17 protein-coding genes are annotated in these 17,499 nt (G+C 72.2%); 9 read left to right on the forward strand and 8 right to left on the reverse strand.

Annotated features, from left to right (window positions below; genetic code table 11):
- Nucleotides 1-1,178 (reverse strand): urea ABC transporter substrate-binding protein (urtA, locus tag ACTJK8_RS23720; RefSeq protein WP_440762602.1); only part of this gene is annotated, 1,178 nt, incomplete at its 3' end.
- Nucleotides 1,179-1,452: 274 nt separating this feature from the next.
- Here urtA and ACTJK8_RS23725 point away from each other — a divergent pair.
- The 4 genes from ACTJK8_RS23725 to ACTJK8_RS23740 all read left to right on the forward strand — a co-directional run bounded on the left by ACTJK8_RS23725 (nucleotide 1,453) and on the right by ACTJK8_RS23740 (nucleotide 6,541).
- On the forward strand, nucleotides 1,453-4,827 hold the full coding sequence (locus ACTJK8_RS23725; RefSeq protein ID WP_012322401.1) for a hybrid sensor histidine kinase/response regulator: 3,375 nt from the start codon (nucleotides 1,453-1,455) through the stop codon (nucleotides 4,825-4,827).
- Nucleotides 4,820-5,737: a response regulator transcription factor gene (locus ACTJK8_RS23730; RefSeq protein WP_029361375.1), complete on the forward strand. Its 918-nt coding sequence runs from the start codon at nucleotides 4,820-4,822 to the stop codon at nucleotides 5,735-5,737. The genes ACTJK8_RS23725 and ACTJK8_RS23730 overlap by 8 nt, the downstream gene beginning before the upstream one ends.
- A 146-nt stretch (nucleotides 5,738-5,883) precedes the next feature.
- The gene (locus tag ACTJK8_RS23735) at nucleotides 5,884-6,117 is read left to right on the forward strand and encodes a hypothetical protein (RefSeq protein WP_024828046.1); all 234 of its coding nucleotides are present in this window, start codon (nucleotides 5,884-5,886) and stop codon (nucleotides 6,115-6,117) included.
- Between the two features lie 46 nt (nucleotides 6,118-6,163).
- Nucleotides 6,164-6,541, forward strand: a complete 378-nt coding sequence (locus ACTJK8_RS23740; RefSeq protein ID WP_012322404.1) for a DUF6894 family protein — start codon at nucleotides 6,164-6,166, stop codon at nucleotides 6,539-6,541.
- Between the two features lie 7 nt (nucleotides 6,542-6,548).
- On the opposite strand, the gene ACTJK8_RS23745 is transcribed toward ACTJK8_RS23740, so the two are convergent.
- Nucleotides 6,549-6,992: a DUF488 domain-containing protein gene (locus tag ACTJK8_RS23745; RefSeq protein ID WP_024828045.1), complete on the reverse strand. Its 444-nt coding sequence runs from the start codon at nucleotides 6,990-6,992 to the stop codon at nucleotides 6,549-6,551.
- A 202-nt stretch (nucleotides 6,993-7,194) separates the two neighbouring features.
- Between ACTJK8_RS23745 and ACTJK8_RS23750 the strand changes: the two genes are divergently transcribed.
- Both ACTJK8_RS23750 and ACTJK8_RS23755 read left to right on the forward strand, forming a co-directional pair.
- Nucleotides 7,195-8,079 (forward strand): glycoside hydrolase family 25 protein, encoded by an 885-nt coding sequence (locus tag ACTJK8_RS23750; RefSeq protein WP_012322406.1) that lies wholly within the window; start codon nucleotides 7,195-7,197, stop codon nucleotides 8,077-8,079.
- A 135-nt stretch (nucleotides 8,080-8,214) separates the two neighbouring features.
- Nucleotides 8,215-8,988, forward strand: coding sequence for a Crp/Fnr family transcriptional regulator (locus ACTJK8_RS23755; protein ID WP_440762603.1), 774 nt, complete (start codon nucleotides 8,215-8,217; stop codon nucleotides 8,986-8,988).
- Between the two features lie 15 nt (nucleotides 8,989-9,003).
- Here the strand turns inward: ACTJK8_RS23755 and ACTJK8_RS23760 are convergent, their stop codons facing one another.
- From ACTJK8_RS23760 to ACTJK8_RS23775, 4 genes are read right to left on the reverse strand one after another with little or no spacing between them, the layout of a single operon-like run.
- On the reverse strand, nucleotides 9,004-9,789 hold the full coding sequence (locus tag ACTJK8_RS23760) for an ABC transporter ATP-binding protein (protein ID WP_024828044.1): 786 nt from the start codon (nucleotides 9,787-9,789) through the stop codon (nucleotides 9,004-9,006).
- A complete protein-coding gene (locus ACTJK8_RS23765; protein WP_440762618.1) occupies nucleotides 9,789-10,814 on the reverse strand; it encodes a FecCD family ABC transporter permease in 1,026 nt (341 codons plus the stop codon). The genes ACTJK8_RS23760 and ACTJK8_RS23765 overlap by 1 nt, the downstream gene beginning before the upstream one ends.
- 23 nt (nucleotides 10,815-10,837) lie before the next feature.
- Nucleotides 10,838-11,923 (reverse strand): iron ABC transporter substrate-binding protein, encoded by a 1,086-nt coding sequence (locus tag ACTJK8_RS23770; protein ID WP_440762604.1) that lies wholly within the window; start codon nucleotides 11,921-11,923, stop codon nucleotides 10,838-10,840.
- Nucleotides 11,923-12,306: a VOC family protein gene (locus ACTJK8_RS23775; protein ID WP_012322411.1), complete on the reverse strand. Its 384-nt coding sequence runs from the start codon at nucleotides 12,304-12,306 to the stop codon at nucleotides 11,923-11,925. Before ACTJK8_RS23775 ends, ACTJK8_RS23770 begins: the two co-directional genes overlap by 1 nt.
- Before the next feature lie 240 nt (nucleotides 12,307-12,546).
- Here ACTJK8_RS23775 and ACTJK8_RS23780 point away from each other — a divergent pair, with 240 nt between their 5' ends.
- A complete protein-coding gene (locus tag ACTJK8_RS23780) occupies nucleotides 12,547-13,473 on the forward strand; it encodes a DnaJ C-terminal domain-containing protein (RefSeq protein ID WP_012322412.1) in 927 nt (308 codons plus the stop codon).
- A 127-nt stretch (nucleotides 13,474-13,600) separates the two neighbouring features.
- Nucleotides 13,601-14,425 carry an enoyl-ACP reductase FabI gene (fabI, locus tag ACTJK8_RS23785; RefSeq protein WP_440762605.1) on the forward strand — a complete coding sequence of 275 codons (825 nt, stop codon included), beginning with the start codon at nucleotides 13,601-13,603 and terminating at the stop codon, nucleotides 14,423-14,425.
- A 116-nt stretch (nucleotides 14,426-14,541) separates the two neighbouring features.
- Here fabI and ACTJK8_RS23790 read toward each other — a convergent pair whose 3' ends face one another.
- Both ACTJK8_RS23790 and ACTJK8_RS23795 read right to left on the reverse strand, forming a co-directional pair.
- Complete coding sequence (locus ACTJK8_RS23790) at nucleotides 14,542-15,696, reverse strand: AAA family ATPase (protein WP_440762606.1); 1,155 nt, start codon at nucleotides 15,694-15,696, stop codon at nucleotides 14,542-14,544.
- Between the two features lie 16 nt (nucleotides 15,697-15,712).
- Nucleotides 15,713-16,705, reverse strand: coding sequence for a polyphosphate kinase 2 family protein (locus ACTJK8_RS23795; protein ID WP_024828040.1), 993 nt, complete (start codon nucleotides 16,703-16,705; stop codon nucleotides 15,713-15,715).
- A 95-nt stretch (nucleotides 16,706-16,800) separates the two neighbouring features.
- Here ACTJK8_RS23795 and ACTJK8_RS23800 point away from each other — a divergent pair, with 95 nt between their 5' ends.
- Nucleotides 16,801-17,388: a histidine phosphatase family protein gene (locus ACTJK8_RS23800; RefSeq protein WP_024828039.1), complete on the forward strand. Its 588-nt coding sequence runs from the start codon at nucleotides 16,801-16,803 to the stop codon at nucleotides 17,386-17,388.
- The last annotated feature ends 111 nt before the right edge of the window (nucleotides 17,389-17,499 follow it).

Raw genomic sequence — 17,499 nt, forward strand, 5'->3', positions numbered from 1 at the left:
ACCCGGGTCTTCGACCAGAGGTGATGGTTCTCGTCGATCTTCACGTAGCCTTCGGGCGCGCCCTTGAACTCGATCCCGGGCGAGGCCGCCACCACCTTGTCGACGTCGAACGAGCCGGCCTTCTCGCAGGCCATCTTCCACAGGAACGGGCCGAGATAGGCCGCCTGCGTCACGTCGCCGATGACCGTCTTCTCGCCCCACATCTTCTTGAAGGCGGCGACGAACGCCTTGTTGTTCTCGTTCTGGATCGACTCGAAGTACTTCATGCAGGCGTAGGCCCCGGCGATGTTCTCGCCGCCGATGCCGTCGATCTCGTCCTCGGTGACCGAGATCGTCATCAGCACCTGCTTCGACAGGTCGATGCCGGCCGCCTTCAGCTGCTTGTAGAACGCCACGTTCGAGCCGCCGACCACGTCGGCGAAGATCACCTTCGGCTTGGTCAGCTTGATCTTGTTGATGACCGAGTTGAACTGCGTGTGGCCGAGGGGGAAGTACTCCTCGCCGACGACCTTGCCCTTGAGCACGGTCTCGATGTGCCTGCGGGCGATCTTGTTGGAGGTGCGCGGCCAGATGTAGTCGGAACCGATGAAGTAGAAGCTGTCGCCGCCCTTCTCCTTGTGGACCCAGTCGAGGCCGGCGAGGATCTGCTGGGTGGCCTCCTGGCCCGTGTAGAAGACGTTCTTCGACTGCTCCAGGCCCTCGTAGAAGGTCGGGTAGTAGAGGAGGCCGTTGTACTGCTCGAAGACCGGCAGCACCGCCTTGCGCGACGCCGAGGTCCAGCAGCCCATCACGGCGGCGCAGTGGTCGTTGACGAGGAGCTTCTTGGCCTTCTCGGCGAAGGTCGGCCAGTCGGAGGCGCCGTCCTCCTGGATGATCTTGATCTTGCGGCCGAGCACGCCGCCAGCGTCGTTGATCTGCTGGATCGCCAGCTTCTCGGCTTCCTGCGCGCCCGTCTCGGAGATCGCCATGGTGCCGGTGATCGAGTGCAGGATGCCGACGGTCACCTCGCTGTCGGTCACCGCGAGGCCCGTGGTGTTGACCGCCGAGGTCGGCGGGGCCGCCCAGGCCGACCGCGGCATCAGCGCCAGTGCCGGGGCGCCGGCCAGCCCCATGAGCAGTTTGCGCCGCAGCGGGGAGCGCAAGCCGTGATCGGCGCCGGTCTCGGTGTCGTCTGCCATGTGCCTGCCCCTGTTCGCGTCCGGGCCTTGAGAGGCGGTCCGGATCGACGAGCGCAGGCTAGGTCCTGGGTTGCGGTGCGGCCTATACGCGATTTTGCGTATGGCCGTGCTCTTGCATGCGTCGCACCATCGCGGCGGAATACTTTGAGGTCGGGGTGGCTGAGAGCGCGAATAGTGTGGGCACCGCGCCGGTGCGCGATGTTTCGCGCGCGCGTGACCGCCCACGCGCCCTGCCGCCCGGGACCGGCGGTCGGATCGGCCCGGCCGGGACCCCATGAGCGGTCCGCAGCGCATCATCCCCATCCGCCGGGACTACAACCGCTTCGTCGCCGACGAGACGCTGGAGGATTACGCCCTCCGCTTCACCGCCAAGAAGGCGCGGCGCTGGTCGAGCCTCGAGGTCGCGCAGACCGCCCTCGGCTCGATCTCGTTCCTGGCGCTGGAGGCGATCGGCGGGACGCTGGCGCTGACGGCTGGCTTCCCCAACACGGTCGCGGCCGTGCTGGTCGTCGGCCTGATCATCTTCGCCACCGCGGCGCCGATCACGGTCTACGCCGCCCGGCACGGCGTCGACATGGACCTGCTCACCCGGGGCGCGGGGTTCGGCTATCTCGGCTCGACCGTCACGTCGCTGATCTACGCGAGCTTCACCTTCCTGTTCTTCGCCATCGAGGCGGCGATCATGGCGCTGGCGCTGCAGCTCTGCTTCGGGCTGCCGCTCGGCATCGGCTACCTGCTCTGCGCGGGGGCGGTGATTCCCCTCGTCGTCTACGGGATCCGGCTGATCAGCCGGTTCCAGATCTGGAGCCAGCCGATCTGGCTCGGCCTGAGCCTGCTGCCGCTGATCTTCGTGGCGGCGCAGGGCGCGGGGCCGCTGCGGGCGCTCGCCGGCTTCCCGGGCCTCGACGGCGGCGGGGCCAACTTCGATCTCGCCCGGTTCGGGCTCGCCACCGGCGTCCTGCTGGCGCTGCTCGCCCAGGTCGGCGAGCAGGTCGACTTCCTGCGCTTCGTGCCGGAGCCACAGGGCCCGCGCGACCGCCGCTGGTGGCTGGCCGTCCTGTCGGGGGGCGCGGGCTGGATCCTGCCCGGGATGCTGAAGATCCTGCTCGGCGCCGCGCTGGCGGTCCTGGCGCTGGGCCACGGCGTCCCGGCCGAGCACGCTGCCGAGCCGACCCGCATGTACGCGGTGGCCTTCGGCTACCTGACGGGCGAGGGGAGCCGGGCGGCCCTGCTCCTCACCGGGCTGTTCGTCCTCGTGTCGCAGCTCAAGATCAACCTGACCAACGCCTATGCCGGCTCGATCGCGTGGTCGAACTTCTTCTCGCGCCTGACCCACAGCCATCCCGGGCGAGTGGTCTGGCTCGTGTTCAACGTCGCCATCGCGGTGCTCCTGATGGAGCTCGGCATCGACAAGACCATCGAGAGCACGCTGCCGCTCTACGCCTCCGTGGTCTCGGCCTGGGTCGGGGCCCTCGCCGCCGACCTCGCGGTCAACAAGCCGCTCGGCCTCTCGCCGCCGGGCATCGAGTTCAAGCGCGCCCATCTCTACGCGGTGAACCCGGTCGGCACCGGCGCCATGGCGCTGGCCCTCGCGGCCGGCGGCGCGGCCTATGTCGGCTGGCTCGGCGCGACCCTGCAGCCCTTCGCGCCGCTGCTGACTCTCGCCATCGCATTCTGTGCGGCCCCGGCGATCGCCTGGGCCACGGCCGGGCGCTGGTATCTCGCCCGGACGCCGAAGCAGGATTGGGGCGCGGCCGAGGTGGTCTGCCGGGTCTGCGAGCTGCCCTTCGAGGGCGAGGACATGGCCCATTGCCCGGCCTACGACGCGCCGATCTGCTCCCTCTGCTGCTCGCTCGACGCCCGCTGCGGCGACCTGTGCAAGCCCCATGGACGCCTGGAAGCGCAGGCGCAGGCCGCCGTCGCCCGGATCCTGCCGGGCCGAACCGCCGCCTGGATCGGCGCGCCGCTCGGCCGCTACCTCGCGGTGATGCTGACGCTCTGCGCGGTGATCGGGCTGATCCTCGGGATCGTGCACGCGGGCGCGACGATCGCCCACCCGGAGAATCGCGAGTTCCTGCGCACGGCGCTGACCAGCGTGTTCTTCACGCTGGTGGTGATCCTCGGCGTCGTGGCGTGGCTGTTCGTGCTCGCCCAGGAGAGCCGGCGCGTCGCCCAGGCCGAGACGATGCGCCAGACCGCGCTCTACCAAGCCGAGATCGCTGCCCACAAGGTCACCGACGCCAAGCTGCAGGAGGCCAAGGAGCGGGCCGAGGCCGCCAACCAGGCCAAGAGCCGCTACGTGGTCGGGATCAGCCACGAGCTGCGCACGCCGCTCTCCACCGTCCTCGGCTACGCCCAGCTGCTCGAGTCCGACCCGGCGATCCCGGCGCACCGCGTCAACGGCCTGCGGGTGATCCGGCGCAGCGCCCAGCACCTCTCCGGCCTGATCGACGGCCTCCTCGACATCTCGCGCATGGAGGCGGGACGCCTCCAGATCCACCGGGACGAGGTCCGGCTGACCGACTTCCTCGACCAGCTCGTCGACATGGTCCGTCTCCAGGCGCGGGAGGCCGGACTGGAGTTCCGGTTCTCGAGGCCCGAGATCCTGCCGGCGGTGGTCGCCACCGACGAGAAGCGCCTGCGGCAGGTGCTGCTCAACCTCCTGTCGAACGCCATCAAGTTCACCGAAGCCGGCACCGTCTCGCTGGACCTGAGCTACCGGAGCCAGATCGCCGTCTTCACGATCCGCGACACCGGCCCGGGCATCCCGGAGGCCGATCTCGCGCGGATCTTCGAGCCCTTCGAGCGCGGCTCGACCCCGGCCGCCCGGAGCACGCCGGGGACCGGGCTCGGGCTGACCATCGCCAACCTGCTGGCGCAGCTGCTGGGCGGCGAGATCACCGTGACGGCCGCCCCGGGCGGCGGCACGCAGGCGCGGCTGCGCCTGATGCTGGCCTCCGTGGCCCAGCCCGCGCCGATCGCCCCGCCCGCGCCGACGGCGTCCCCGGAGCGGGCCTACGCGGGGGCGCGCCGGACCGTCCTGGTCGCCGACGACGACAGCGCCCACCGCGCGCTGATGCGCGCGATTCTCGAGCCGCAGGGCATCGCCGTGCGGGAGGCCGGGTCGGGAGCCGAGTGCCTCGCGATGGTCGCGCAGGGTGGCGTCGACCTCGTCCTCCTCGATATCGCGATGCCCGGGATGAGCGGCTGGGCGGCGGCGGCGGCGTTGCGGCAGGCCGGTCATACCGGCCCGATCGCCATGATGTCCGCCAACGTCCACGAGATCAGCCCGACCCGCGGCGACGACGCCCCCCACGACGCGATCTTCGCGAAGCCCTTCGACCTGCGCGACGTGATGGAGCGGATCGGCAAGCTCCTGCACCTCGAGTGGACCGAGGGCGCCGCGCCGGCGCGGCCCGAGCCCGTCCCGGCCGCCGCGGACCTCCCGGGACCGGGGCCCGAACATGTCGGCGAACTCCTGCGCCTCGGCCGGATCGGGCACATCCGCGCCATCGAGGCCAAGCTGACTCAGATGGAGGCGGATGCGACCGTGCCGCCCGCCTTCGTCGCCCGCATGCGCGGACTGGTCGAGGGGTACGACCTGCGCCGCTACCTCTCGGTCCTGCAGGAGCTCGCCCGCCATGGCTGAGGCGCCGACGGTTCAGCCGCACCGGGACATCGTCCTTGTGATCGACGATTCGCCCGACACGCTGAGCTTCCTCACCGAGGCGATCGAGCGGTCCGGCGCCACCGTGCTGGTCGCGGTCGGCGGCGATCTCGCCCTGACCCTGGTGGACGAGATCACGCCGGACGTGATCCTGCTCGACGCGGTGATGCCGGGCCTCGACGGATTCGAGACCTGCCGGCGGCTCAAGGCCAAGCCGCAGCTCGCCGGCGTGCCGGTGATCTTCATGACCGGGCTGAGCGAGACCGAGCACATCGTGAAGGGACTCTCCGCCGGCGGGGTCGACTACGTCACGAAGCCCATCGCCCCGGACGAGATCCTGGCCCGGATCCGCGTGCATCTGGCGAGCGCCCGCGCCGCGCAGAGCGCCCGGGCCGCCCTCGACACCGCCGGGAGGACGCTGTTCGCGGTCGCCGAGGACGGCACGGTCCTGTGGTCGACGCCGCAGGCCGGGCGTCTGCTCGCCGGACTCGGCGCGGATCCGTCCGGCGCCCGCGCGCTGCCCGCCGGCGCCCGCGACTGGCTGCGTGGCTGCCTCGCCGGCGCCGCCCAGCCGCTCGCGCTGACCGATCGCGACGGCGTCGCCTACGCCCTGAGCTTCATCGGCCGCACCCCGGACGAGATCCTGCTCCGCCTGTCACGCGACGCGCTGTCGGCGGGGGTCGAGCGGCTGCGGGCGCGCCTGCCGGTCACCGGGCGCGAGGCGGAGGTTCTCCTCTGGCTGTCCCGGGGCAAGTCGAGCCGCGACATCGGCGAGATCCTCGGGCTCAGCCACCGGACCGTGACGAAGCACCTCGAGGGCATCTACGCGAAGCTCGGTGTGGAGAACCGCACGGCCGCCTCGATCATCGCGGCGCGGCACCTGCAGGATTGAGCCCGCTCGCGAACCGGTCGGCAGGGTTGCGGTGGCCGCGGATCCCCAAGCTTGTCCACAGGCCCGGGTGCTCGGGGAAACGCCTTGGTAAGCCCCGCCGCCTCACGGTCCCAGCTCAGCCCGACAAGCCGAGTCCGGATGCGATGATGACCAGCCAGCAGCTCGCCGACGAACTGAAGCGGATCGCCACCACACAGGTCAGCGACATCACGCGGGCGGTGAAGGAAGGCCAGAAGTCGATCGCCCTCAACGAGGTGCGGGACATGGCGCGGCGCCTCGGCCTGCTCGCGGACGCCTTCGATCCGAAATCCGCGGCCGACAGGTCCGAGCCCGCCGCCGATACCGCCGGCGATCCGCTGGACGACGCTCAGGCCGCCTGACACCCGTTGCCGGCGGTGTCCCGCCGGCCCCTCCGAGGAGCGCTCCATGGTCCGCGCCCATTTCACCATCCGCCTCGGCAACGCCTCGCTCCCGGCCTCGGCGGCCCAGTGGGTCGAGGATGCCGAGGCCGCCCGGTCGACCGCGCGCACGATCGTGCAGGGGCTGATGCGTCAGCACGGCGGCGACCCGCGCCTCATGGAGGCCGCGATGGTGATCACCGACGACGACGGCGCCGTTCTCCTAGAGATGTCCTTCTTCGACACGCTCTACCTGCCGGTCGAGCCGGTCCCGGACGCCGACCGGCGCCGGCCGCGCGCGCCGCGCAGGGCCGCGCCGCGGGGACTGACCGCCGCCCTCGGGCCCGTCCGGCGCCTCGCCGGCGCGCTCGGCATGCGCGCGCAGCAGCCCCTGTCCGGGCGGTGAGGCCCGCTCAGCCGTAGAGATCGCCGACCACGAAGCCGCGCGGCGCGAGGCGCTCGGCCAGCAAGCGCCGGTGGCAGCCGGCCGGATCGCGCTCGAAGCAGAGCAGGCAGATCGGCGACGCCTCGGCGAGCGCGGCGAGCTCGTCCAGCGCCGCGATCCCGGCGGCGGTATCCAGCACCTCCTCGCAGTAGATCCGGCGCATCAGCCCCGCGTCCCCGGCCCGCGCCGCCTGCCGGCCGGACTTCGGGGTGCCGAGGCTGCGCAGATGCGCGTAGCCGAGCCCGGCCTCGTGCAGGGACGTGCCGAGCGCGCCCTTCGAGAAGCCGCGCTTGCGCGAATTCGCCACTGCCCGGACATCCGCCAGCACCGCGACGCCGGCCGAGCGCAGGACGCCGACGAGGCGCTCCGGGTCGAGGCCTTCGTAGCCTATGGTAAAGAGTTGCTTACTCACGGTGTCCCGTCCGGACTCGCGTTGCGGAACCGCGACTTAGCCAGATGCGGGCCTGTGAACCAGCCGGGGATCGGCGCCGTATGTCGCGGGGATGCAACGCGTCCCGGAATTCCGCCGCAATGATCGCAAAGCTCCGTTAACCGCGCCGGGGCCATCGAATACGCCTGTCTGTGGCGCTTCTTCGGTGGCGGGCTAAACACTGATGTCGCGGATTTTAGAGCTTTCGCGGTCGCCGTTCGGGGAAGTCGCTCGGAACTTGAGCGAACGCCTGAGGCCGGCCCGTCGCCTCGCCGGCCGGTTCGCCGCCGCCGCCATCCTGGCCGGGCTCGCGGCCTGCGCGTCGAACAACGACTTCTACCCGACCAAGGGCGACGTGAAGCCCCATCCGGGCGTGGCCAAGGCCAAGCTTCACCCGATCCAGGGCATCGACATCTCGAAGTGGCAGGGCAACGTCGACTGGGCCTCGGTCCGGGCCGCCGGCACCCAGTTCGCCTTCATCAAGGCCACCGAGGGCGGCGACCACGTCGACGAGCGCTTCCGGACCAACTGGGACGCCGCCGCCCGGGCCGGCGTGCCGCGCGGGGCCTACCACTTCGTGTTCTGGTGCCGCTCCGCCAGGGAGCAGATGGACTGGTTCAAGAAGAACGTCCCGAACGACCCCACCGCGCTCCCGCCGGTCCTCGACGTCGAGTGGAACGGCCACTCGCAGACCTGCCCGAAGAAGCTGCCCAAGGCCCAGGCCCTGGCGATGGTCACCGAGATGCTCGAGGAGATGGAGCGCTACACCGGCAAGCGCCCGATCATCTACACCGACATCACCTTCCACAAGGACGTCCTGGAGGGCGAGCTCCCCGACTACCCGCACTGGCTGCGCTCCACCGCGGCCGAGCCCGAGCAGCGCTTCGTCAACCGCAAGTGGATGCTGTGGCAGTTCACCTCCACGGGCCGGGTCCCGGGCGTGCGCGGCGACGTCGACCGCAACGCCTTCTACGGCACGCCGTCCGAGTGGGCCTCGTTCCTGGCCACCGACTGCGACCCGCGCGAGCACAAGCGGCTCTCGGAGCAGGGTCTCTGCACGGATAAGTAGATGAAAGCCTTCGGCAAAACCTAGGTTAGTTCAGGGGCGCAGAGCGCGGGGTATGGCTGACGGGCCCGCGCACCGGCGGGCGAGCCTCGAGAGGATCCTGACGGGAAACTCTCCTCCCGCACCTCTCCGTCCCCCATGCCGATCGACTCTGCCGCCTCCACCGGCAACCTGCTCCTCGACGCGCTGTCTGGTTCGGACCGGGCTCTGATCGCGCCCCATCTGGAGCCGGTGACCTTCGCCAAGGGCGACACGGCGCTCTCGGCGGGCGTCGCGGCGAGCCACGTGATCTTCCCCCACGTCCAGACTGTCGTGGCGCTGATCGTCGCCACGCGGGACGGCAGGACGGCCGAGATCGCGAGCGTCGGGCACGAGGGTGCGATCGGCGGGATCATCGGAGAGGGCCGGCTGCCGGCCGCGGTCAGCGGGTTGGTGCAGGTCGGCGGGGCTGCGCTGCGCCTCGACGCGGAGCGTCTCCGGCAGGCTGCGCTCGGATCCGAGACGCTCCGCGACCTGTTCGCGCGCTACGCCGACTGCTTCCTGGCCCAGCTGTTCCAGATCGCGGCCTGCAACGCCCTGCACCCGATCGAGCAGCGCTGCCTCCGCTGGCTGCTGTCGCTGCAGGACCGGACCGGCGGCGACACCCTCCCGATCACCCACGAGTTGCTGGCCTCCATGCTCGGGGTCCAGCGCACCTACCTCACCCGGATCCTGCGGGTGCTGCAGGAGCAGGGCCTCGTCCGGGTCGGCCGCGGGCGCATCACGATCCTCGACCGCCGGGCGGTCTCGTACGCCGCCTGCGAGTGCCACGCCCGCGTGCGGATCCAGTGCGAGGCGGTGCTCGGCGCGGCCTACGGGGCCGACACGAACCGCCGGACCGAGCCGGCCGAGACGCTCTCGCGACTCCGGTGAGGGACCGGCGCGCGGTCAGTCGACGACCGGCACGCAGACCGGCGCCGCGAGACCCGGCACCGGCGCCACCACCACGTCGATCCCGTAGATCAGGCGCAGCAGGTCCGGCGTGACCGTCGCGGCGGCGGGCCCGTCGGCGACTAGGCGGCCCGCGTGCAGGGCGATGAGTCGATCGGCGCAGAGCAGGGCGTGGCCGGGATCGTGCGTCGAGAACAGCACGGCGATGCCGGCCTCGGCGAGGCGGCGGATCTGCCCGAGGACGCGGGCCTGATTGCCGAAATCGAGGCTGGCGGTCGGCTCGTCCATGACGAGGAGCCGCGGCTCGCCGCTGAGAGCCCGCGCGATCAGCGCGAGCTGCCGCTCGCCACCGCTGATCTCGGTGTAGACCTGATCGGCGAGGTGCCCGATTCCCAGGGCGGCCAGAGCCCGCTCGGCGGCCGCGACGTCGGCGCGACCGGGGGCGGCGAACGGGCCGAGCCGGCTCGCCCGGCCCATCACGACGACCTCGCGCACCGTGAACGGGAAGAACGCCGCGTGCGCCTGGGGCACGGCGGCGATCGCGCGGGCCACGGCGACCCGCGACAGCCGCGACAGATCGGCGCCGTCGAGGATCACCCGCCCGGCGCGGGCCGGCAGCAGGCCGAGCAGCGTCTGGAACAGCGTGGTCTTGCCGCCGCCGTTCGGCCCGACGAGGCACATCACCTCGCCCGCGGTGAGGTCGAAAGACACGCCCTGGGCGACGGTGCGGCCGGCCGTGCGGCCGCCGTACCCGACGGCGAGGTCCCGGACCTGGAGCAGCATCAGCTGAAGCCCCGGCGCCCGGACGCCAGCAGCCAGAGGAAGAACGGCGCCCCCACGAGCGCCGTCAGGATGCCGAGGGGCACCTCGACGGTGCCCAGATTCCGCGCGATCAGGTCGACCAGCACCAGGTAGCCCGCGCCGAGCACCAGCGAGGCCGGCAGCAGGCGGCGGTAATCCGGCCCGACCAGGAGCCGAGCGACGTGCGGCACGATCAGCCCGATCCAGCCGATGACCCCGGTCATCGCCACGGCCGCCGCCGTGATCAGGGTCGCGCCGGCGATCAGGACGGGACGGAGCAACCGAGTTTCCACACCGAGGGCCCGCGCCTCCGCGTCGCCGAGACTCATCAGGTTCATGCGCCAGCGCAGGAGCACCAGGGGCACGAGGCCGAGCAGCATCATCGGCAGGGTGGCGGCGACGTCGCCGAGGGTGACCGAGGACAGGCTGCCGAGGAGCCAGAACGTGATCGCCGGCAGCTGGTTGTAGGGATCGGCCAGGACCTTGAGGAGCGAGATGCCAGCTCCGAGCACCGCCCCCACCGCGACCCCGGCCAGGACCAGGGTCAGGACCGGATCGTGCCGCCGCACGGCGAGGCCGACGCCGTAGACCGCCGCGACGGCGCCGAGCCCGCCCAGGAAGGCCAGGGCCTGGATCGGGGCCACCGGCAGGCCGAGATAGATCCCGAGCACGGCCCCGAGCCCGGCGCCGGCCGAGACGCCGAGGATGTCGGGCGAGACCAGCGGGTTGCGGAACAGGCCCTGGTAGGTCGCCCCCGCCGCCGAGAGGGCCGCGCCCACGACCAGCGCGGCGATCACCCGCGGCAGGCGCACCTGCATCACGACCGTCTCCGCCGTCGCCGGGGCCCGGGCCGGCAGCCCGAGCAGCCGGTTCCCGAGGATGGCGGCGAGGTCCGCGGGCGCGACCGGGTACTTGCCGACAGCCAGCGCGAGGGCGGTCAGCGCCAGCAGGGCGAGCCCGGACAACAGCGCAGCGGGCAGGCGGCGTCGGGCGAGCGCCCGGATCATCACGGCGGCGGCCGGGACGCGGCTCACCGGGCCGGGCCCGGGGACGAGCCCGGTGTCGAGCTCGGCCGAGCGCCCGGCGTCGGGGCGAGGAGAGCGGCGACCTGACCGGCATCAAGGTCGACGTGGTAGAAGCGACTGTAGAAGGCGCGCGCCACGTCGGGCATCGGCTGCGGGAACAGGTCCGGACGGAGCCGGGCCGCGAGCCAGCGCAGGCCGATCAGCCGGTTGACCCCCGGCGGCGCGTCGAACCACGGGAACGGCTGGAGCGGCGCCACGTAGACCCGCCCGCTCCGTACGGCCCGGACGTCCCGCCACAGCGGGTCGGCGCTCAGCCCGGCCGCGAAGGCCGGATCGAGGGTGACGATCACGTCCGGATTCCAGGCGAGAACCTGCTCGGGCGAGACGTTGCCGAGGCGGCCGCCACCGTCCTGCGCGACGTTGCGGCCGCCGGCGACCTCGACCAGCTCGGTGTTGATCGATCCGGCGAACCCCGTCTCCAGCCCGCGCGGCCCGCGCGCGTAGTAGACCCGGGGCCGCTTCTCCTCCGGGACCGCCGCGACGGCGCGCTCCACCGTGTCGGCGAGACGCTGGGCCTCCGCCGCCAGGGCGTCCGCGTCGGACTGACGGCCCAGGGCCGCGCCGAGCTGCCGATAGGCTTCCGGGGTCTTCGCGAGGCTGCCGTCCAGCAGGATGTAGGGGATCCCGGTCTGGGCCTGGACCCGGTCGGCGAGCGACGCGTAGGTCGGCCCGAGGCTGCCCGAATCCACGATCAGGTCGGGCTTGGCGGCGAGCACCGCCTCGACATTCGCGGTCCCGCCGCGCCCGGTGAGGCGGCCGTAGGCGGGGAGCGCGCGGGTCCGGGGCTCGAGGAAGGGCATCGCCGCGGGATGCGGGGCGCTCACCCATCCGGCCATCAGGTCGGGCGCCAGGGTGTAGAGCAGCACCGCGGCGGGCGGTCCCGCGGCGAGCACCCGCCCGACCCGCTCGGGGAGCTCGACCGTGCGGCCGGCCGCGTCCGTGAACGGGCGCGCCGCCGCCCCGCCGGACGCCGCCAGCAACGCGATCAGCGCCGCGGCCAGGGCGCGGCGGCGGCCGGCTCTCGGCGCCATCAGGCGGGCTTCCGCTCCAGGATCTCGATCAGCGCGCCGTCGGGTCCCTCCACGAAAGCGATCCGCAGGTCGGGACCGCGCGCCGTGATGCCGGTCCGCACCGTCACGCCCCGGGCGATGAGATCGGCCATCGCGGCCTCGATGTCGGCGACGCGCAGCCCGACATGCTCGATCCCGAGACAGGGCGTGGCGGTCGCCGGCGCGATCTCATCCGGGGCCTGCTCGATGAAGACGGCGAGGCCGCCGAGGTCGAGCACGACCCGCTGCACGGGGTCCGCGCCGACGCGCTTCACCTCCCGGGCCCCGAACGTCTCGACGTAGAAGGAAGCGGCCGCGACGGCATCGCGGCTGCGCAGGTGGAGGTGGTCGCAGGCGTAGTGCATCGGCTCTCCGGCCCCGGATGACATGGGCGGGTGCGGCCCCCGGTGCCGTCGCGCCGGAGGCGCCGCTGCGCGCCGGGTCCGACGATAGGGCCGGCGCGGAGCCGCGGCGAGACCGGCCGCTTGACGTTCGGCACGAACCCGCAGACTTTCGCCGCCAGGACCGTTGCAGGGATGCAACATCCATCCCACATCCCGGTGGCGAACCCACATCGCACAGCCAACCGCACAGCCAAGAGATCCATGCGCAATCCCTACGACGTGCTGGGCGTGGCCAAGGGGGCGAGCGAGGCCGAGATCAAGAAGGCCTATCGCAAGCTCGCCAAGGACTTCCACCCCGACCGCAACAAGAACGACGCGAAGGCCAAGGACCGGTTCGCCGAGGCGAACTCGGCCTACGAGATCCTGGGCGACGCCGAGAAGCGCAAGCAGTTCGACCGCGGCGAGATCGACGCCGAGGGTAAGCCGCGCGCGACCGGCTTCGAGGGATTCGGAGGCTTCGGCGGCGGGCGCGGGGGCAATTTCGACTTCGAGAACATGGCGCGCGCCCAGCGCGGCGGCGGCATGGGCGGCGGCATGGGCGAGGACATCTTCTCGCACATCTTCGGCGAGGCGTTCCGCGCCGGCGGCGCCGGTCCGGGCGGCCAGCGCCAGGCGGCCAAGGGCGAGGACGTCGCCGCGGAGCTGCTGGTGACGCTGGAGCAGGTCGCCAGCGAGGAGAAGCTGCGTCTCGCTCTGCCCACGGGCCGTGAGGTCGACGTCGTCATTCCCCGCGGCGTGGTCGACGGCCAGACCATCCGGCTGCGCGGCCTCGGCCAGAGCGGCGGGCCCCGGGCCGAACCGGGCGACGCCCTGCTGACCATCCGGATCCGGCCGCACCCGCGATTCACCGTCGAGGGGGCCGACCTGCGCACCGGCGTCGACGTCCCGCTGGAGGATGCCGTGCTCGGCGGCACGATCCGCGTGCCGACGCTCACCGGCGCCGTCGAGATGAAGATTCCGGCAATGACGAGTTCCGGCCGGACCTTCCGCCTCCGCGGCAAGGGGCTGCCGAAGAAGGACGGCACCCGCGGGGACCTGTTCGCCACCACGGCGATCGTCCTGCCGGAGGGCGAGGACGCGGCCCTGACCGAATTCGCCCGCGGCCGCCGGGCCACCAACGCGGCCTGACGGGCGGGAACAGTCTTCGGGGCGCGCCTGACCGCGCTCGGTGGCGTCCCGGACTTCCGTCGCCGGGCCGCCTCCGCTAAGGAGGCCCCCCGGCCCCGAGAGGGGTCGCGCGGCTTCGGGATCGATCATGGCGGAACACGGGCAGGGCCTTCTGGCGGGCAAGCGGGGCATCGTCCTCGGGGTCGCCAACAACCGCTCGATCGCCTGGGGCATCGCCCGCAGCGCCCGCGCCCACGGGGCCGAACTGGCCTTCACCTACCAGGGCGACGCCCTGCGCAGGCGCGTGGAGCCCCTCGCCAAGGAACTCGACGCCCACGTGATCGGGCACTGCGACGTCACCGAGTCGGCCACGATCGACGCGGTCTTCGCGGAGGCCGCGAAGGTCTTCCCCGACGGCATCGACTTCGTCGTTCACTGCGTCGCCTTCTCCGACAAGGACGAGCTGACGGGCCGCTACATCGAGACCTCCGAGGACAACTTTACCAAGTCGCTCCTGGTCTCGTGCTACTCGTTCACCGCGGTGGCCCAGCGCGCCGAGAAGATCATGCGCCCGGGCGGCTCACTGGTGACGCTGACCTATTACGGCGCCGAGAAGTGGATGCCGCACTACAACGTCATGGGCGTCGCCAAGGCGGCGCTGGAGGCGTCGGTGCGCTACCTCGCGGCCGATCTCGGACCGAAGAACATCCGGGTCAACGCGATCTCGGCCGGCCCGATCAAGACCCTCGCCGCCTCGGGCATCGGCGATTTCCGCTACATCCTGAAGTGGAACGAGTACAACGCGCCCCTGCGCCGGACCGTGACGATCGGCGAGGTCGGCGAGACCGCGTCCTACCTCGTCTCCGACATGGCGGCCGGGATGACCGGCGAGATCCTCCACGTGGATGCCGGCTACCACGTGGTCGGCATGAAGAACCCCGAGGCGCCGGACCTCACCCTCGACAAGGATTGAGGCCTCGGTCGTCCGGGGCGCCGTGATCTGCGACGGCGCGACGGCCTGCGTGGCGCCTCCGCCCGGGTCTCTCGGCCGCGCCCGTGGGGAAGGCGGCGCAACCAGGCTGACCATCGTCACGCCTCGTCCGCCTCGTCGAACTCCCCCGAGAGCTTGAGGCCGTCGATCCAGGTCTCGCCGTCGCGCTTGATGACGGTGCGCGGCCGGACGTTGCCGTGCTGCGCGATCCCCGCCGCCAGCCGCTGCGAATGCGTCACGAGCCAGACCTGCGTCCGCTCCGCGGCCCGCGCGATCAGCCGCGCCAGGGGATCCATGAGATCGGGATGCAGGCTGGTCTCGGGCTCGTTCAGCGCGATGAACGGCGGCAGCCGGTAGCCGAGCAGCGCTCCGGTCAGGGCGAGGTAGCGCAGGGTGCCGTCCGACAGTTCCGGCGGATCGAAGGTCCGGGCGGGGAAGTCGGGGAAGCGCAGGCCGAAGCTCGCGTGACGGCCGGGCTCCGGGAGGACGAGCGCCGCGCCCGGGAAGGCTCCGTCGACGGCCGCGTCGATCTCGGTCGTGTCCTGCCGGATATGCGCCAGGGTGGCGAAGACGGCGGCGAGGTCCGCGCCGTCGGACGCGAGCGTCGGCGTCGTCACCGCGAGGCAGGGGCGACGCAGGGGCGACTCGGCATCCGTCCGGAAATCGTGGTGGAAGCGCCACCCCGTCAGGGTGAGGCGGACCGCGGCGATCTCCGGATGGCCGGTGGCGTCTAGGAGGCTCCCGAGGGCGGTCTCGGTGGGCAGCAGGTCCCCGCCGAGGGCGCGCTTCCGGCCCTCCGCGTCGCGGACGAACCCGCTTCGCCCGTCGCGATCGAGGATCACGGCCGTGCGGCCGCGGGTGCGGACCGTCAGGCGCTCGGTCTTGACCTGCGGCTCCTTCCGGAAGGCGGCGCCGAAGGTGGTTCCGCCGACCTGCTGCACCAGCCCGATCTCGACCGCGTAGACGAAATCCTGCGCGATCGTGTCGTGGCGGAGGGTCGCCGACAGGCAGATCCGCGCGGCCTCGCCCTGCCGCCGGCGGCCGGCCCAGAGGGCCGAATCCATGCCGCCCTCGGCGGCGAGGTCGCGGGTCAGGGTTCCCCGGGCGGCGGCCTGCAGAAGCTCCAGGGCCCGGTAGAGGTTGGTCTTGCCGGTGCCGTTGCCCCCGACGAAGACCGACAGCGCGTCGACCGGGACGCTGATCCGCCGCAGCGAGCGGTAGCCCGAGACCGCGACCTCCCGAACCACCAGCATCCCGGGCTCTCCCGCCTCAGTCCGGAACCGTCAGATCCGCGATGCCCTTGGCGGCCTCGGGGAATCGCGGGTCCATGGCCTCCAGCGTATCCGCCACGGTCCGGGCAATCACGTAGTTGCGGAACCACTTGTGGTTGGCCGGCACCACCAGCCACGGCGCCCGGGCCGTCGAGCAGCGGCCGAGGGCGTCCGCGAAGGCCTGCTGGTAGGCGTCCCAGGACTTCCGCTCGACCAGGTCGGCTGGGTCGAACTTCCAGTGCTTCTCGGGGTCGGCGATCCGGGCCTCCAGGCGCTTCTTCTGCTCCGCCTTGGAGATGTGCAGGAAGAACTTGAGGACCGTCGTCCCCGATTCGACGAGCAGGCGCTCGAAATCGTTGATCCGGCCGTAGCGGCTCTGCCAGACGGCGTCCGGCACGAGGCCCTTCACCCGCACCACGAGCACGTCCTCGTAGTGGCTGCGGTTGAACACCCCGATCATGCCGCGCCCCGGCACGCGGGCGTGGTAGCGCCACAGGAAATCGTGATCGAGTTCCTCGCTCGAGGGCACCTTGAACGAGGCCACGGCGCAGCCCTGCGGGTTCACCCCCTTGAGCACCGACCGGATCGTGCCGTCCTTGCCGCCGGTGTCGATCGCCTGGAAAACCAGCAGCAGGCTCCGGGCGCGCTCGGCGTAGAGGCGTTCCTGGAGGGCGACGATGCGCTCGCGCTCCGTGGCGAGGGCGTCCTTGGCCCAGTCCTTGTCGAGGCCGCCGACATCGTCGGGATCGACCGTGCCGAGATCGACGGGCGCGCCCGGCTCCACCGCCACGATGCCCGGCGCGGGGCGGATCGGCACCGGCCCGTGCTGGCCGAGCGCCGCCGGGACGGACTCGGCCACGGCGTCGACGCTGCCGGCCCAGCGGGCCGTCGACGGGCGGTGATCCACGGTGGGGCCATGCAGATCGGCCTCACCTGTCATGCCGTCATCGCGTTTGTGGCCGCGATGATGCTTGCCGTGCTTCTTGGACATGGGGCAGGACCTGTTTCCGGATATTGCCGACCGACGGCGAGAACGGCCGGTAATCCAGGCTGTTCCGAACGCCTGTGCAGGACGGGGTTGCGAGGTTGGGTACGATCTACTTCATCCGGCACGGCCAGACCGCCTGGAACGCCGAGGGACGCCTCCAGGGTGGGCGCGACACCGACCTCAACGCCCAGGGCGAGGCGCAGGCCGCCGCCGTGGCGGAGCGCCTCGCCGCCGCGGCGGGTCCGGCGCTGGCGGCGGCCGAGTTCGTCGCGAGCCCGCTCAAGCGCACCCGGCGCACCATGGAGATCCTCAGGGCGACCCTCGGCCTGGCGCCGGAGGCGTACCGCACCGATCCGCGCTTGCGGGAGATCGGCTTCGGCAGCTGGGAGGGCTCAACCTGGGCGGAGATCCGGCGCCGCGACCCGGCCGGGGCGGCCGGCCGCGACCGCGACCGCTGGCACTACCGCCCGCCCGGCCTCGGCGCCGAGAGCTACGCCGGCCTCGTCGAGCGCGTCGGCCCGATGATCGCGGCCCTGGAGCGGGACACGGTGATCGTCGCCCATGGCGGCGTCGCGCGGGCCGCCCTGGTGGCCCTCGGCCACCTCGACATCTACGCCGCGCCCCGCCTCGGCATCCGCCAGGGCGAGGTCCTTGTCCTCGAGCCCGGTGGCTGGCGCTGGGCTTGATCCTGTGCGCCGGCGCAGTGCAAAGCCGCCTCGATAACGGCATGATCGGCAGGCTATAGGGCGGCGGCCAGGACAGGCGCCGGCTCGAGCGGCCGGCCAGCGGAGCAGCGG

The organism is Methylobacterium sp. 22177 (assembly GCF_052045615.1).
GTDB lineage: Bacteria > Pseudomonadota > Alphaproteobacteria > Rhizobiales > Beijerinckiaceae > Methylobacterium > Methylobacterium radiotolerans.